Annotated in this window: 14 protein-coding genes; 7 read left to right on the forward strand and 7 right to left on the reverse strand. The window is 51.1% G+C overall.

Annotated features, from left to right (window positions below; translation table 11 throughout):
* Window positions 1–344: 344 nt before the first annotated feature.
* Window positions 345–1,637, forward strand: a complete 1,293-nt coding sequence (locus EL645_RS44020; protein ID WP_126549399.1) for a phosphoenolpyruvate carboxylase — start codon at window positions 345–347, stop codon at window positions 1,635–1,637.
* Window positions 1,574–3,259: a phosphoenolpyruvate carboxylase gene (locus EL645_RS44025; RefSeq protein WP_281276382.1), complete on the forward strand. Its 1,686-nt coding sequence runs from the start codon at window positions 1,574–1,576 to the stop codon at window positions 3,257–3,259. Before EL645_RS44020 ends, EL645_RS44025 begins: the two co-directional genes overlap by 64 nt.
* Window positions 3,260–3,647: 388 nt before the next feature.
* Here EL645_RS44025 and EL645_RS07270 read toward each other — a convergent pair whose 3' ends face one another.
* On the reverse strand, window positions 3,648–5,528 hold the full coding sequence (locus EL645_RS07270) for an MARVEL domain-containing protein (RefSeq protein ID WP_126549401.1): 1,881 nt from the start codon (window positions 5,526–5,528) through the stop codon (window positions 3,648–3,650).
* 790 nt (window positions 5,529–6,318) lie between these two features.
* Here EL645_RS07270 and EL645_RS07275 point away from each other — a divergent pair.
* From EL645_RS07275 to EL645_RS46220, 5 genes are all read left to right on the forward strand, one after another.
* A complete protein-coding gene (locus EL645_RS07275) occupies window positions 6,319–7,317 on the forward strand; it encodes a P-loop NTPase family protein (protein ID WP_126549402.1) in 999 nt (332 codons plus the stop codon).
* A gap of 92 nt (window positions 7,318–7,409) precedes the next feature.
* Window positions 7,410–8,462 carry an N-acetylornithine carbamoyltransferase gene (locus EL645_RS07280; RefSeq protein WP_126549403.1) on the forward strand — a complete coding sequence of 351 codons (1,053 nt, stop codon included), beginning with the start codon at window positions 7,410–7,412 and terminating at the stop codon, window positions 8,460–8,462.
* Window positions 8,463–8,572: 110 nt separating this feature from the next.
* On the forward strand, window positions 8,573–9,658 hold the full coding sequence (gene carA / locus EL645_RS07285; protein ID WP_126549404.1) for a glutamine-hydrolyzing carbamoyl-phosphate synthase small subunit: 1,086 nt from the start codon (window positions 8,573–8,575) through the stop codon (window positions 9,656–9,658).
* A complete protein-coding gene (carB, locus tag EL645_RS07290; protein WP_443090034.1) occupies window positions 9,655–12,318 on the forward strand; it encodes a carbamoyl-phosphate synthase (glutamine-hydrolyzing) large subunit in 2,664 nt (887 codons plus the stop codon). The genes carA and carB overlap by 4 nt, the downstream gene beginning before the upstream one ends.
* 83 nt (window positions 12,319–12,401) lie before the next feature.
* The gene (locus EL645_RS46220) at window positions 12,402–12,890 is read left to right on the forward strand and encodes a hypothetical protein (protein ID WP_218031777.1); all 489 of its coding nucleotides are present in this window, start codon (window positions 12,402–12,404) and stop codon (window positions 12,888–12,890) included.
* A 100-nt stretch (window positions 12,891–12,990) separates the two neighbouring features.
* Here EL645_RS46220 and hisG read toward each other — a convergent pair whose 3' ends face one another.
* The 6 genes from hisG to EL645_RS07315 form a co-directional block, all read right to left on the reverse strand.
* Window positions 12,991–13,602, reverse strand: coding sequence for an ATP phosphoribosyltransferase (gene hisG, locus EL645_RS07295; RefSeq protein ID WP_246035305.1), 612 nt, complete (start codon window positions 13,600–13,602; stop codon window positions 12,991–12,993).
* Window positions 13,603–13,631: 29 nt separating this feature from the next.
* Entirely contained in the window at window positions 13,632–13,871 is a 240-nt protein-coding gene (locus EL645_RS07300; protein ID WP_126549406.1) for a type 2 periplasmic-binding domain-containing protein, read from the reverse strand.
* A 582-nt stretch (window positions 13,872–14,453) separates the two neighbouring features.
* Window positions 14,454–14,954: a GtrA family protein gene (locus EL645_RS07305; RefSeq protein WP_126549407.1), complete on the reverse strand. Its 501-nt coding sequence runs from the start codon at window positions 14,952–14,954 to the stop codon at window positions 14,454–14,456.
* Window positions 14,955–15,052: 98 nt separating this feature from the next.
* Window positions 15,053–15,706 carry a nitroreductase family protein gene (locus EL645_RS07310; RefSeq protein WP_126549408.1) on the reverse strand — a complete coding sequence of 218 codons (654 nt, stop codon included), beginning with the start codon at window positions 15,704–15,706 and terminating at the stop codon, window positions 15,053–15,055.
* A 163-nt stretch (window positions 15,707–15,869) separates the two neighbouring features.
* On the reverse strand, window positions 15,870–15,998 hold the full coding sequence (locus EL645_RS44030; RefSeq protein WP_281276276.1) for a hypothetical protein: 129 nt from the start codon (window positions 15,996–15,998) through the stop codon (window positions 15,870–15,872).
* Entirely contained in the window at window positions 15,995–16,753 is a 759-nt protein-coding gene (locus tag EL645_RS07315; protein WP_161977196.1) for a mechanosensitive ion channel family protein, read from the reverse strand. Before EL645_RS07315 ends, EL645_RS44030 begins: the two co-directional genes overlap by 4 nt.
* Window positions 16,754–17,079 lie beyond the last annotated feature (326 nt).

Consider the following 17,079-nt stretch of genomic DNA (forward strand, 5'->3'; position numbering starts at 1 on the left):
AGGCAAAGTAGCAGAAGTGCACAACTTATTTTTTGTGCAACATGCACAATGAAAAATATAGTACCAGGAATTTTTGTCGCAAAAAGCAAAAATAATGCTCTGATCACAGCGATTAAAGCAGCTATGTCAGCAACTTTTATCCATATCAATTTGTTCAAAGTAACCATATCTTCCAATCTGGATGAATGTGCTAGAATGGAGTCAAGGTGCACAAGATCAAGCCAGCAAGTGGAGTCGCGCACGACCATACACCGATCCATTACACCCGTCTCTACACCGAGATTAACTGGCAACGACGTTGATCCTGTACCAATGAGATGTGCTGCTTACAGTAAGGACGAAATATGTCAGAACAAATGTCTCGCCGAGAAAAAGGCAACTCGCTCCGACAGGATATTCGTGTCCTGGCTAATACATTGGGGCAGTCTATTCAGCGACACGAAGGGCACAAAGTCTTTGATACAGTAGAAAAACTGCGCGGCCTTTGCATCCGCCTGCGCGACTACAGTGAGCGCCTGAGTCAGGTAGATGTCACCGAGAAGATCCATATCCAGCACGAAATTCGTAATATGGAACAAGAGATTGTGCAGATTGTAAGTGAGAGTGATCTGGATACAGCCATCGATGTGATCCGCGCCTTCACCATCTATTTTCACCTCGTCAATACGGCTGAACAATATCACCGCATTCGGCGGCGGCGCGCACATGAGATCGATCCTCAATCAACACCGCAGCGTGGTTCGCTGGAGGCCCTGGTCGAGTTCTTTAAACGCAACCAGCTGGATAGCGCGACCTTACAACAACTACTCAATCAGTTATCGATTGACCTGGTGTTTACAGCCCACCCCACTGAAGCGACGCGGCGTAGCTTGATTACCAAATCGCGCCGCATTACCGAGCTCTTAAACAAGTCAGATAACGCCGATCTGATGACACAGCGTGAACGTGCACAATGGCAGCGCGATCTGGATGCCGTTATTGATCTACTCTGGCGCACGGATGCGGTACGCCAGGTGCGCCCACAGCCATTGGATGAGATCAAGATGGGCATCTATTATCTGGATGAAATTATCTATGATGCCCTGCCAGATCTCTATGCCGAATTCGAGGATCTGCTCCACAAAGAGTATCCCGACCTGGTGATTCCACCTTTCTTGCGCGTTGGTTCCTGGATCGGTGGCGACCAGGATGGGAATCCGTTTATCCATGCCGACACTTTGCTGACAGCTTTGAATCAACAGCGCAACTATATCTTGATCCATTATCGACGCAATCTGTTTGAGCTGGCGCGCGAATGTTCGCAATCCATCGACCATTCAAGTATTACGCCAGAGCTACAGGCCTCGCTGGATCACGATATGGAGACGATGCCCGAGTACGCTGAGGAGCTGGGACCCCAGACAGCGCTCGAACCTTACCGTGCCAAGCTTTCTTTTATGTGGAGACGACTGGGTGAGAACCGGGCCACGCCCCCCTTCCCCATCAGTTATCCTGGTCATCCCACAGCGTTGATCAACCAGAAGAGACAGCTCGCGGTATCGCCTATAAAGACGCGGAAGAGCTACTCGCTGACCTGCGGCTGGTGCAGGATAGCTTGCTCGCGGATGGCGAGATGGCCATTGCACGCGGCCCCTTAAATACGCTGATCCGTCAGGTTGAGATCTTCGGCTTCTATTTTGCCGCCCTGGATGTACGCCAGCATAGTGAGCGCCATTCAGCCGCGCTCTCTGAGTTGCTGCAGGTAACCGGTCTACGCAAGGATGACTACAAGACCTTGCCAGAGGCAGAACGAATCCAGATTCTTGAGAACCTGCTGCAAGATCCACGCATCCTGACCAGGCCCGGACTGGAATTGAGCCCGGAGACCAGTCAGATTCTGACGAACTTCCAGACTATTCGCCAGGTGCGCGAAACTTTTGGTAAACGCGCCGTGACCTGCTATATCACCAGTATGTCGCATTCACTCAGCGATCTGCTGGAGGTTCAATTCTTCTGTAAAGAGATGGGGATCTATGATCTACCCATCGTGCCACTATTCGAGACTATCGATGATCTGCGCCACTGTACAGATATTCTGGAGACGGCCTTTAACCATCCCCTCTATCAGAGTTACCTGGAAAATTGTCAGCGCGAACAGCAGGTGATGCTTGGCTACTCAGATAGCAGTAAAGATGGCGGTATCCTGACCTCAAGCTGGGAGCTCTATCAGACCCAGAGCCGGCTGGCCGAGTTGAGCCAGCGCCATGGGGTTGGTATTACGATCTTCCATGGCCGTGGCGGCGCTATTGGGCGCGGGGGTGGCCCCATCTATGAGGCGATCCTGTCCCAACCACCCGGCTCTGTCAATGGTCACCTGCGCATTACCGAACAGGGCGAGATGCTCTCGTTTAAGTATGGCATCCATGACATTGCCATTCGTAACATGGAGCTGGTGGTCGCAGGCACTGTACAGTCCAGTATCCCCAACGAGCACATCATTGAGTCCCAGGTTCATCCTAAGCCCAAAGCTGATTGGATTGAGGCCATGAAACGGCTCTCGGCCAGTGCCCATGCCCGCTATCGCAAAATGATTTATGAAGATCCAGCCTTCCTGATCTTCTTTGAGCAGGCGACCCCGATCAAAGAGATTGGCTGGCTGAATATTGGTTCCCGGCCCGCGCGACGTACCGTGGGGCGAGCGATTGAAGAGCTACGCGCCATCCCCTGGGTTTTCTCGTGGATGCAGAGCCGCTATGTACTCCCAAGCTGGTATGGAGTAGGTGGGGCCATTGAAGAATATCTGCAGGAAGATCCAGGTCGGCTGGCACTATTGCAGCAGATGTACAAACAGTGGCCATTTTTGCAGGCCTTCCTGGATAATCTGCAGATGACGCTCTCTAAAGCTGATATGAGCATCGCCCATGAATACGCCGCGTTCCTGGTGGAAGATCGAGCACTGGGTGAACGCATCGCCCATGAGATCCAGGCCGAATACGAGCGTACACGCCAGGCTGTGCTCGCCATTGTTGGCGGCAAGAGTCTGCTTGATAATTCGCCTACCCTGCAGGAATCGATCCGGCGCCGCAATCCGTATGTCGATCCATTGAGCTATTTCCAGATCATCCTGCTAAAGCGTCTACGTGCCCTGGGTGGACCGCTGACATTAGATGCCGAGGCACAAAAGAATGCCTCAGCAGAAGAATTGGAGCGCGCACGCCTCACCTATGGAGTACTCCTGACGATCAACGGCATTGCCGCCGGCGTACGCAATACCGGCTAGTCGCTCCCTCTGTCAACAACAAAAAACGAGGGTGCTGATCAACTGATCGGCACTCTCGTTTTTATTTAGCGTACCTATCAAATTAATGCTTAAATTCTCGTACTAATTTTGGAATAAGAATAGCATGAGACGACAGTGCCGCTACCCACAGTGCCACAGTAATAACATTGCCATATTTTTTCGTGAAAGAACTATTTTTTACATTCGTATCGCTTGCATCTGTGACCATTACACATCCTCTTAACTTATCTGAGCCACTATTAAGTGTTAACAATACACTAATTATATTTGAATCATACCCAATAACAGGTTAAGTAATCAAGCAGAAGCATTGTCCCGGCCGTCATCAGGCAAGCGGGACAATGCTTCTATGCTAGAGCTGCACAGACTATTTCTTGGCACTGGGGGTTGGGGTAGCGGCAGGTGGCGCGCTCGCCCCCAGGTTGATACTGGTATCGTCAAAGGTTTTGAGGTTGACGACAGTTCCACTACCACCGTTATAGGTAATGGTAACGGTATCGCCACTCTGGACCAAAGGCAGCTTGGGTGAGAGCGATAGGTTGGCCGTAAAGATGAACGGTTGACCTGCGATTTGCAGGTAGTAAACGGTGCTGGTCCCCTGCTGTACCGAGGAGATGCGCAATACTTTTCCAGTGACCGTCAGGGGCTGGCCGTTCGTGCTGCCGCCCGCGTTACCATTACTGGCCTGTGAGGTCAACCACTGTTGATAATCACGCAGACCCGAGGCAAGATCCGGATCAAACTGGACGTTGTTGCCGTTCAGTTCACGCGCGTCCACCAGGCCAACCGCCTGAAAGATGTCGCCGCTGGCTGTACTTTGTGTATAAATGGCGACCCAGGTAGGCGTGCTATAGATCTGATAGAGTTGCACCGAGGCCACATTATAGCCACGAATATTGGCACGGGTAGACTGAAATGTCTTGGTGACGTTATCGCCAATGCCCAGGCCCGCCGATTTACTGTAGAAATTGGCTTCGTTTTTATGGGTATCGAACAAAAACACACCGGTACTCGAATTGTCGTTCGAGGAGGCCGAAGACATTGGGATCAACCAGACCGGTTGATCAGCATTGTTATAGAGCAACTCGGGTGCACTGGCGGGCGATTGCTGGCCCAGACCCGATGGGTTAAACCAGGGGGCGGCGTGGTAGAGTCCCCACCAACTGAGATACTGTGACACGGTCTCCGCAGGCATAACGCGATCGACCCAGGTTGGTACATTCTGTGGACTATATTCTTTGATGTCGCCGGTATGGGCATCCACCAGCAAAACTTTGCTCAGTACGTCACCTGTATAGCCGCGCGATGGCTGCATCAATGAGATGGTCCAATAGGGATGCAGGCTATCATCCAGTTCGAGCGTTGGATCAACCAGCCGCCCATAGGTATAACCGCTGAGATAGACATGGCGCAATAGATCCTGATTTAATAGCGCTCCTGGCAGGTAGCGAATAGACGACTGTGGTTCGGTATGCAGTTGTGGTGCCTGCTGGGGATCCTCAGCGTCAACCATGACAAACCCGGGCGTAGTGGGGTTGGAGAGATTGACAAACAGATTATTATAACTCAGCTCTGCAACGTAGTAGAGATGGTGATTGATCGATTGCAGGGTATAACTAGTAGGGTCCAGTTGATAGGCTGAACCTAGATTCTGACCCGTCGATCCTAAAACCTGCTGACCCTTGTATGAGGCGATACTCTGACTGACCAGCACGATATTTTTAGCATCAGTGGGAGGCAGATCCGGGGAAGGCTGATTGATAACATGGGGTATCGCTGCCAGGGCTTTAGCGTTACCATCAAACCAGGTGGTAAAGATGTTGATCAGCAAAGTGGCGGCAATACCAAAGACGGCAACGATCACCAGGCCAAAGATACCGGCGGCAATCGCGCGCCGCGAGCCTTTGGCGGCGTCGTCAGGCCGCGTATAGACCTGACCCTGGCTGGCGTTCAGCCCCATCTCCAACGCTCCGCGCGCCCCTCCAGCGATGGCGAACAGATTGATAATACTACTAATCAACAGTGGCCAGAGCACCCACTGCCAGCCCCAGAAGGGTCCGGTAAAAGCTGGTTCCGAAAAGTAGAGTATTAATAAACTAAACACATAATTGAAAATGGAGAAGCCCACAAACCAGCGCGTGAATGGACGCGCCTCAAAGGGTTCTTTGCGCCCAAAAAACAAGCGCCCGCTGGTTAAACAGGCCATCACGATCAGGGTTCCAATCAAGGCCAGCAAGAGAATAATCATCTAAACATAACCCTCTTTCTTAACGAATAGAGGTCCCCTTTTCTCGATCGATAATAACATTTTGCTATTAAATTTATAGCATAATGTTATTTAACTTGTCAAGATTTTATGTAGTAAAGGTGTGTCACGACAAGAGACGAAAGTATAGCGCTCAGATGGGTAGAGAAACATGCAAAGAATTGCGCTGTAAGAGTTCCACATAAAGTACGTGTAAATAGTATGCATGACTCACATCCATTCAGAGCATTTATTCGTTGACATTTCACAACTCGGATGGTAAGCTTTTTGAAAGACAAATAAATAACAGGACCCGCGCTGATCGAAACTAGTATGAGAGAAGCACCTGACAGCGATCCGAAGTAGAGTGGAAGTTCGGAATAGGAAAGCTCTTTCAGAACGCATTCGTGAGCGGCTGACCGAAGAAAGCTGGCTGGCTCCAGGGCCGAAGGCAAGTAGGACGGGTGGGTGGTTCCCACGTCGCGCTTAACCAGGAAAAGTGGTCACTGTCAGTTTGACACGAGGACGTGAACAAGCTATGTTGCAGATAGTGACAATTGGGGTGGCACCACGGGCATAGCTCCACCGCGAAGTTTGATAACTTCCAACGTGACTATTCTCGTCCCTTCAAAGAGAATGGAGGGGGCGAGGATTTTTTTTACCTCTTTGCACCTTCCATCCATAACATTCCAACTTTTTCTTTGTCCTCTCTTTATTATGTTGCTGGCCCAACACTAAGGCCAGTCACAGATCCCATGAGGGCAAAATAGTCAGGAAGAAGAGGTGCAGTAACATGCAGTTGCAACTAACAAAGATTCCATCAGCCGTTCGCAAGCTCAATATCCCTGCTACCGTTGAGATCAGTGAGCAGATTATCCCCGAGGAAGGGGCCGTTTTGATCGCTGAGGCACTGTCGGATGCGGGCAAGAACAATCTTCTGGAATTCACGAGCGGACGCATTGGTTTTCTGGTCGAGGGAGATGTGCTCCCGGTCGTCCTCGGTAAACGTCGTGCACTGCGCGAATATAGTGGCGATATCCCCAAACATGTCGCCGTTGGTGACCTGCTTTATTACCTCTGCGAAAGTGGAGTCGTTGGCGAGATTCGCGGCCTCAATGAGCAGTGGGGAGCTCCTATGCAGGTCAAGATTCTGGGCAGCCTGGTGGAAAATGGTCGCCAGGTCAATATTAAAGATGTCGCCCTTCCCCACCATACCACGCTGGAACAGAGTGCCCCCATTATTGGTGTTGTTGGCACCTGCATGAATATAGGCAAGACCACCGCCATCTGTAAGATCATCAAACACTTTAAGGCTCGGGGCTTACAAGTAGCCGGTGTAAAACTATCAGGTGTAGCCTCCACGCAGGATTTAGATAAGATCGAAGATGCCGGAGCATCCCCGGTGATCGGCTTTATGGATGCTGGACTCCCTTCGACCTGTGGCAATCCCCAGCAAGTGATCGAGGCCGCCATCAGTGTGCTGAACGAGGCCAATAAGTCCAATCCCGACCTGATCATTGCGGAATTTGGCGATGGTATCCTGGGTGAATACAATGTGGGCCATATTCTCAAGTCAGCCGAGATTCAGCAGCATATCAGCTCCTTCATTGTCGGCGCGGGCGATCTGGTTGGCGCCTGGGGCGCGCAAGAAATCATGCATCAATATGGTGTCCCCGTCACCTTGATCACCGGCCCTGCTGTAAATAATGATACTGGCGTCCAATTTGTAGAGACCCACTTCGGGTACCCGCCGAAAGCAATCAGCATGCCATGCCAAAGGCACTGCATCTGATTGAAAAGAATCTGGCGCTGGTAAAAGAGAAAGAGGCCCGGTTCATCGCGGTCCGATCCTAAGCACGGTTCGTACGTACAGGAGGAAATCGTATGCTTTTACAGAAAGCCAATGGCCTTTCACATCCCCATTTCCTGAATACGGCCGATCTGACTCAGGAAGAGATTCAGGCATTGATTGCGCTCGCCTTAGATTTAAAACAAGGAAAAGTTCAGAAGAGTCTGGCCGGTAAAACACTGGCCACCCTCTTCTTCAATCCTTCGGTCAGAACACGCGTGTCGTTCGCCACGGCGATGTTTAAATTAGGTGGCCAGGCGCTGGAGATCAGCAGCAACAATGTGTGGTCGTTTGAATATGAGGATGATGTGGTGATGGATGGCTCAACCATCGAGCATGTGAAAGAGGTCGCCCCCGTCCTCTCGCGCTACTGCGATGGCCTGGCCATTCGTTGTAGTGAGCTGGTAACCAGATCAGCGGAAAGCGCCAGCACTGGTAGCTGGGCAGAATCCAAACGCGATATCGTTCTCAATAGCTTCGCTAAATATGCCGGGGTGCCCGTCATCAATATGGAGTCCAATGTCTACCATCCCTGCCAGGGTCTGGGCGATGCCGTCACGATCAAAGAGCAGCTGGGTGAGACAAAGGGCAAGAAGTATGTCCATTCCTGGGCCTACCATCCCAAAGCCCTGCCTATGGCCACCACCAATTCACAGCTGCTGGGCGCCTGCGATCTTGGTATGGACGTTGTTCTCGCTCACCCACAGGGATGGGAATTAGATCCTGAGATCCTTGCGCTGGCCCAGAAACGTGCTATAGAGAGTGGAGGCTCATTTTCGATCTCATATGATCAGCATGAAGCGGTTGAGGATGCGGATATTGTGTGCACGAAAAGCTGGGGTGCCCTGCCATATTATGGGAACTGGGAAGCAGAGAAACAGGCACGAGCACAATTAAAAGATTGGATTATCGACGAAGAAAAAATGGCCCGAACCAGACACGGCAAATTTATGCATTGCCTGCCAGTGCGTAGAAATGTCGAGGTCACCCAAGGCGTACTGGATGGTACCAGTTCGATCGTCATTGACGAGGCCGAAAATAGAATGTGGGCCCAGATGGCCCTGCTGGCAACTTACTTAGGGGACTAAAGCCAGTATGTGGCGCTTAACAGGCGCCTGATCCATTTCGGTTGACCAGTCATTATGTTCTGCTTAAACCCAACTGCAGGAGGCAGAATTGGCAGAAGAAAGGATGATCCATGCACACACAAGTACTATCCAGGCCAGAACTGGCAAAGCGCCCTGTTCGCTACGGCAAACTAATCCTTGAGGATGGGACACAGTTTGAGGGCCTTTCCTTTGGCTATGAAGAGGGAAAATCCGGCGAGATCGTTTTTAGCACTGGTATGGTTGGCTATCCCGAAGCCCTTACCGATGCCTCGTTCGCGGGCCAACTCCTGGTGTTGACCTATCCCCTGGTTGGAAACTATGGCGTACCAGAGAAAAGCTATTGGGAAGATGATCATATTCATGTCACTGGCCTGATTGTCTCGAACTATATTAATACACCTTCTCATGTTCAGAGTACGATGAGCCTGAGCGATTGGCTGGTGCAAGAACAGATACCAGCCCTCGAAATTAAAGATACGCGCCTGCTGACACAGCATATTCGCAATCATGGTGCCATGCTAGGAAAAATTGTCTTTGATGAGGATATCCCTTTTTATGATCCCAATCAGAGCAACCTGATCTCACAGGTCTCAACCAAACAGGTCACCACCTTTGGCAAAGGTTCAAAGACGATCGCGTTACTGGATTGTGGGGCCAAGAAAAATATCGTGCGCTGCCTGCTTAAGCGCGATGTAGAGGTCGTGATGGTACCCTGGGATTATGATCTGTTTGCGAGCGAGCAGCAATTTCATTTTGATGGCCTTCTGATCTCTAATGGACCCGGCAATCCAAAGACCGCGGCCCGGACAATCCAGACTATTCGTACGGCGCTGGAAAACAAGATTCCGACCCTGGGCATCTGTATGGGCAACCATCTGCTGACGTTGGCCGCCGGCGGCGATACCAGCAAGATGAAGTTTGGCCATCGCAGCCAGAATCAGCCCTGCATTATGCAGGATAGCCCACGCTGCTACATCACGACCCAGAATCATGGTTTCGTGGTCAGTGAGGTCCCCGAGGGATTCAAGCCCTGGTTTACCAATGCCAATGATGGTAGCAATGAAGGCATTATGCATACCTCGCAGCCCTTTATGTCAGTTCAATTTCATCCCGAAGCTGCCCCCGGACCGGTGGATACAGAGTGGGTCTTTGATTACTTCCTGGAGAAGATTTGATGGAACAAATACGCAAAGTACTGCTTTTGGGGTCCGGGGCATTAAAAATTGGTCAGGCGGGCGAATTCGATTACTCCGGCTCGCAGGCCCTGAAAGCCTTGAAAGAGGAGGGAGTTCAGACCGTCCTGATCAATCCGAATATCGCAACGATTCAAACTTCGAAATTGCTGGCCGACCGGGTCTACTTTTTGCCCGTGACCCCCTACTTCGTGGAGAAGGTAATTCAACGCGAACAACCTGACGGCATCCTGTTGTCCTTTGGGGGTCAGACCGCCCTCAACTGTGGTATCCAGCTCTACGAACAGGGGATACTGGCCAGGCATAACGTGCGCATCCTTGGCACCCCGATCTCGGCTATTATCCTGACCGAGGATCGCCAGAAGTTCGCTGAACATCTACATAGCATCCAGATTCCGACGCCTCAGAGCCAGAGCGCCACTACGCTGGCCGAGGCCCTGGAGCTGGGCGAAGAGATTGGCTTTCCGGTGATGGTGCGGGCCGGTTTCGCCCTCGGTGGACAGGGTTCTGGCATCGCCCATACCCGAACAGAGCTTGAGCATATCGTTGAACATGCACTTTCGTTTGCCCCGCAGGTGCTGGTCGAACAATATCTCCACCATTATAAGGAAATAGAGTATGAAGTGGTCAGGGATCAACACGATAACTGTATCACGATCTGTAATATGGAGAATATGGACCCGCTGGGCATCCATACCGGTGAGTCGATTGTGGTCGCGCCCAGTCAGACCCTGAGCAATGAAGAATATCATCTGCTGCGTTCGGCTTCGATTCAGATCGTGCGCAGCCTGGGCATTGTCGGCGAATGCAATGTCCAGTTTGCCCTTGATCCATACAGCACCCAATATTATGTCATCGAGGTCAATGCACGCCTCTCGCGTAGCTCGGCCCTGGCCAGTAAAGTCACCGGCTATCCACTGGCATATATTGCCAGCAAACTGGCGCTTGGTTATGGTCTGACACAGATTGCCAATAAAGTTACAGGCGTCACCAAAGCCTGTTTTGAACCCAGCCTCGACTACCTGGTAGTCAAAATACCGCGCTGGGATATCGCCAAATTTAAAGGGGTGGAGGAAACTATTGGGACGGGTATGAAATCGGTGGGTGAAGTGATGGGTATTGGTCGTACATTTGAAGAAGCCTATCAAAAAGCACTACGTATGCTGGAACAGAACTTCGAGGGTGCTGTGCCGCCTGCGGACTTCTTCTCCTCCCAGACAGAAATGCGACACTATCTCTCTATACCGACCCCTAAACGTCCATTCGCCATCGCGCAGGCGCTGCAAGAGGGGATAACACCTGAAGAGATCCATACGCTGACCGGCATTAATCCCTGGTTCCTTTCACGTATCCAGAATATTATTGAACATGAACAGGCGGTGACACCAGCAAGCGAACTGGGCACGGCCGAAGTATGGAAATTAAAACAGCTGGGCATTTCTGATAAGCGTATCGCTGAACTACATGGGAGTGATGAGCTGAGCATCAGGGCATTGCGCCAGCAACTGGGTGTGCTGCCCTCGGTACTCCAGATTGACACCCTGGGTGCTGAGTTCCCTTCTGAGACCAATTATCTCTACCTGACGTATAATGCGCAGCATCACGATGTCAACCGCTGCCCCGCTAACGGGGTAGTCGTCCTGGGATCTGGACCATATCGCATTGGTTCCTCGGTTGAGTTCGACTGGACCAGTGTCAGCACGGTTGAGGCGCTTAAAAAATATGGGAAACAGGCCATCATCATCAATAGCAATCCAGAAACCGTCTCAACCGATTATGATGTCTCTGATCGGCTCTACTTTGAAGAGCTGACCTTTGAGCGTATCGCTGACATCTATGATTTTGAACAACCAGAGGGTATGATCGTCTCGGTGGGAGGACAGACGCCTAATAATCGGGCCCGGGCCCTGGCGGCGCATGGCTGCCGTTTGTTGGGTACGCTGGCAAAAAATATCGATCGCGCCGAGAACCGCAGTATCTTCTCACAATTGTTGGATACCCTGGGTGTGCAGCAGCCTGAATGGAATACGTTTACGACCCTGAGTGAACTGACCGCCTTTGCCGAGCGCGTCAGCTATCCGGTCCTGATCCGTCCCTCCTATGTCCTTTCGGGTAGCGCCATGAAGGTCTGCGATACACCCGAAGAACTGGAGCTCTATACATGCCAGGCCGCGGCCCTCTCACCCGACCATCCGGTGACCGTTTCGAAGTTCTTTGAATATGCCCGCGAGCTAGAGTTTGACGCCGTAGCCCAGCAGGGGCAGGTCAAGGCCTTTGTCATTTCCGAACATATCGAGAATGCCGGCGTACACTCGGGTGATGCAACCATCGTATTGCCGCCGCAAACGCTGTCAGCGGATTTACAGCAAGAGATCCAGGCCATTGGCCGCAAGATCGTTCAGGCCCTGGATGTCACGGGTCCCGTCAACATTCAATTCTTGCTCAAAGATGGCCAACTCTATGTCATCGAGACCAATCTGCGCGCCTCGCGGACCTTCCCATTTATCAGCAAGGTTACCGGCATCAACTTCATGGACATCTTTGTGGACGCCATCTTCTCACAAGAAGAGATACTCGCCCTTGAGGTCCCTGAACCAGCCTTTGTGGCCTTAAAAGCCCCCAATTCTCCTTCTCGCGCTTGACCGGGGCCGATCCCGTCTTGAGCGTGGAGATGTCCTCCACTGGCGAGGTTGCCTGCTTTGGTGAGGATCTAGAGGAGGCATATATGAAAGCCATGCTGGCCTCAGGCGGTACGCTGCCACGCAAAGGTATCTTCCTCAGCTTACGCGGCGAAGAGAAACATGCCGCCCTGCTGGCGAGCCTGCCTGACCTGCAGGTGTTGGATGTACCGCTCTACGCCACGGCGGAGACCTGGCAGTTTTTGCATGAGCAGCAGATCGCCGCCACCTTGCTGCATGAAGAGGATGGCGAAGTGGAAGATGCCTTTCGCCAGCAGCGGATCGACCTGGCAGTTGTCATCGTCGCTGGCCGCCTGCAGCGCGATTTCGACCAGAACTATGTGCTGCGCCGCCTGGCCATCGATTGCAACATCCACCTGATCACCAAGATCAAACAGATGCGCATCTTCCTGCATGCACTGGCCAGCAAAGAACTGGCCGGCCTGCCCATCAAAGCCTGGGACGAATACCAGCACAACCAGCCCACCGAGGAGCTAATCATCTCCCCGGAAACGCTGCTAAGCACCCAGGTATAAGTCACCTTGAGCATATAGAGGCGCTCACTCCCATTACTTTTTATGGTTTTTGCAGCAGGTGTGTACATACACACCTGCTGCAAAAACCATAAAAATTGTCTTAGACGAACATTTTCTCGATTGAGGAGACCAGGATACCCTGGGCACCCAGGGTTTTGAGCTCTTCAATGACATCCCAGAACATGTCTTCACGAATAGCGGTATGGACGGCCATCCAGGCGGGATCGGCGGTCGGCAACACGGTGGGAGATTTGAGTCCAGGCATGATGGTAGAGATATATTCCAGGGCGCTCGTCGGGACGTTCATCATGACGTATTTATATTCAGAGGCGGCAATCACGCCACGGAAGCGCGTCAGCAGGCGCTCAACGATGGCGGCCTTTTGCTCGTGGGCCATGGAATCTCGATTGGCGATCACTACCGACTGGGAATCCAACACGTTATCGATAGCGACCAGGTCATTCAAACGTAAGCTACTACCAGTGCTCACCAGGTCTACGATAGCGGAAGCAACACCCAGGGCAGGCGTGATCTCAACACTACCACTGATCGTGATCACATTGACATCTACATTGCGCTCCTTAAAGAAGCGACTGGTAGTAGCTGGATAGGAGGTTGCGACTTTACAGCCTGCCAATTGCTCAATGCGTGAAATACCACTCTCGGCAGGAACGGCAACCTTCAAGCTACAATGACCATAGTTGAGCGGCATGATCTCTTCAACCGGCTTCTCGGATTCTACTACCAGGTTGCGCCCACGATACCCAGGTCTACCACACCCTCAGCTACATACTCCGCAATATCATCATCGCGCACATAGAGAATATCCATCGGAAAGTTACGGCAGATACTAAAGAGGCGCTGCTTGTAAGACTCAAAGTGCAGCCCGACAGTACGCAACAGGTTGCGCGTATCTTCAGTCAACCGACCATCCTTCTGTATTGCCAATTTAATGTGATCATCACTCAATTTTGTTACCATTGCCAGTCTTCTCCTCTGGGTATTTTTACCCATAAAAAAACCCTCATTCCTCGCCATTCGAGGAACGAAGGTCAATCCGCGGTCCCATCCTCATTTCTGCCAAACTGACAGACACTCAGTCTCATAATCTTAACTCTTTCTTCGGGAAAGCATAAGATTAAAAGTTGCTCATGATAACGGATGAGTCTATCCGGTGTGCTTCTGCGCTGCGCATTCTCGCACAAGGCTCTCTCGGTGTGTTCGGCCAGTAAGTATACCTGGACTTGCACCAATTTCCAGGTCGCTGTATATACCACGCCCGCCTACTCTTCCTCGATCACTCGCCTCTACCCGATTACATTGTACTATCTATCTATATTCTTCGTTACTGCAACACGCAATAAAAAGCTTGCTCTATATCCTGTCGCAACTACGAACTCAATGGTTTATCCGACTTTGTCTTTAGTATATAAATCGCTTAAACCCTTGTCAAGGGAAACGCAGGCCTTAAAAAACATTTAACAGATGTATAAAATAGCCAGTAGACGAACCATGCTCCGAATAAATATACGCCAGCCACCAGGAATATTAGCGCGCGCAATACTAATCCGCCGCCGTGGTGGTATTCTCGTCCGCTCGCGGCGGGGTCATAGGATCGGCCACCGGCTCAGCAACGGGAGCCACCATCTTTTCCCCTCTTGGACGATAAACATAGCGATCGGAGACCAGGTATTTATAGATAAAGGAGAAGCAGAGTCCAATTGGATTGGAGATATATTCATTGACATGGAATAGATAGTGGAAGATCAACGCCACCGAAAGCGAGATCACTAAGGCCGATACGCTGGTAACCTCTGCTTTTAACAGTCGCTGTAGCCAGATAAATGTTCGATTGGGGCGGTGCTCAGGATAGGTAATCAACTGGTTCATCAGAAAATTGATACCATTGCTGATGGCGAAGGCAAAAACGTAGGCAACTGGATAGAAGTTAACAAACAGCAAGAATCCGGCCAGGGCCAGATCATTGATCAGAATACCGATAGCGCCAATAATGGCGAAGCGAACAAATTTTTTCCTTAATAGCTTTGAGAGGGAGGAAAAAATAGGTTATCTCCTTTCACTAACATATGATGCCTCTGCTGCAAAGGGCGAGTCTGCCCTTTGCAATCCTGGTTTTATTAACGTTCTGGGGATCGGGTTGGTTACCACTGGCCCCAGTGGAGGACGGTATCCAGGGGCTCACGAGGGGCTGGCTTAAAGTTGGTGCCCAGTGTATAGGCAACGGGGATGAGGGCGGCCTGGGTAACCTGCTCGTATGGAATGCCGATAATCTGGGCCACTTCTTTTTCGTAGTCAAGGTGCAGGGTAGTCCAGGCAGTACCCAGGCCACGCTCACGGGCGGCCAGCATAAAACTCCAGGCCGCGGGAATGATTGATCCCCAGGGGCTGGCCTGATCACCTGCCGGGGCACCATCAGGGCGTCCATAAAAACAAGGGATAAAGAGAACCGGGGCCTCATGCATATGCTCGGCCAGGTAATCAACTGAGGTCATCACCCTTTTCTGCACCTGGCTGCGATCGGGCTGATCAGCAAAAAGCTTACCAGCGGCGGTAGGGCCATCGCGATATTCATAGTAGCCACGGCGATAGTAATCGGCGATCGCTTTACGCTTCTCTGGATCGGTAACAATAACAAATTGCCAGCGCTGACGATTACTACCAGAAGGTGCCTGAAGCGCGATCTCCAGGCACTCCCGGATCACTTCAGGCTCAATCGGACGTGAGAAGTCCAGGCGCTTGCGTACCGCACGTGTTGTTGTTAATACTTCATCAGCACTGAGATGTAAGTTCGTCATATGTTCTCTCCTTAAAATACAATCTCTCTTGCACCAGATTTGCTGCTGGCACAAGAGAGATAAGCAGAGTTCCTGATTGACTTATTCCAATCTGGACCATCAGGCTACTAAGTGCTGACTCACGCTATAGCTATATGGGTACAGCAAGCCTGAAAGAACAACGCTACAATGTTTGATTGGCACGCCACTGCTCAGATTGTCCCTGGCCGGGAGTAGTTTGCGTGGGTCGTGTCTGGCCAGGAGCCATCTGTGCGGGATATTCCTGGCCCGGGCGCATAGGTTCATTGGTCATTTTGCCAGCCATCGGGGTGCTTGATTAAATGGCTGGGACATGTCAATCTGTGACTGTCCACCAGGTGCCATTGCTGTACTCAAGCGATCCTCACTACGCTCAAGGAGCCGTTTGGCACTGTCGCGACCACCCAGGCCAAAAGCCAGACCACAGGCCAGAGCAATACTTCCCACGACAGCGGTAAACAGCGTGGTGATCAAAGCCGGTGCGATCTGGAGTTGCTCCAGGGCCACCAGGATAGCGAAGCCCAGGATCGCATAGCGTGCAATGTTCGCTAGCAAGTTGGGATTGGCCATACGTGTACTGGCTGAGGCTCCACGCACCAGTTCAGAGGCAAAGCTAGCCAGCAGCATACCCAGAAACAGAACAACAATCGCCACAAAGACATTTGGAATATATGCAACAATTTGTCCGATCAAGGTGCTGACCGAATTTAACTCTAAAGCGTTACAGGCAGGCACCAGGAAGATTAAGAAGACAAACCAGAAGAGGATTTTCCCTAATAATGATGCTGGATCCATACGCAGATTCATCTGCCGCTCAAAACGGGTAAAACCGATTCGATCGCTCAAACGATCAAAGCCAGCCCGACGCAACAACAATGTCAATCCTTTTGCGAGCAACGACGCTACAATCCAGCCTACCAGTAGAATTACTAAAAATCCAACCAGCTTTGGAATGAAAGCAAAAACCATGGCCAGGGCACTCGCCATAGATGAATAGATAGCAGCGCCCCAATTTGTGATAACGTTCATGAACATGCTCCTTTCGCAGATAAGGATTACTGACTGCTTGGATCAGCCCTATATAACACGAATGATAGATGAAAACTGTTGCTAATTTTTATATTAAATATATATCCTCTACATCTATAAATCACAACCATAATTGAAAAAGCCATAAAAAGCAGGCATGCACCTCTACAGGTAAGCAGATATGTGAAACTTAACCTCACAAATACCTTTTTTTATGTGCAGTTAGGGGTTTGACATTTCAGGAGAGGACTGTTATCCTAACACACATACCAATTAAGACCCGCGTTGAACGGAAATAGTACGAGAGTTACAGCCAACAGCGATCC

Origin of the sequence: Dictyobacter kobayashii, from assembly GCF_003967555.1 — a bacterium.
Lineage (GTDB): Bacteria > Chloroflexota > Ktedonobacteria > Ktedonobacterales > Ktedonobacteraceae > Dictyobacter > Dictyobacter kobayashii.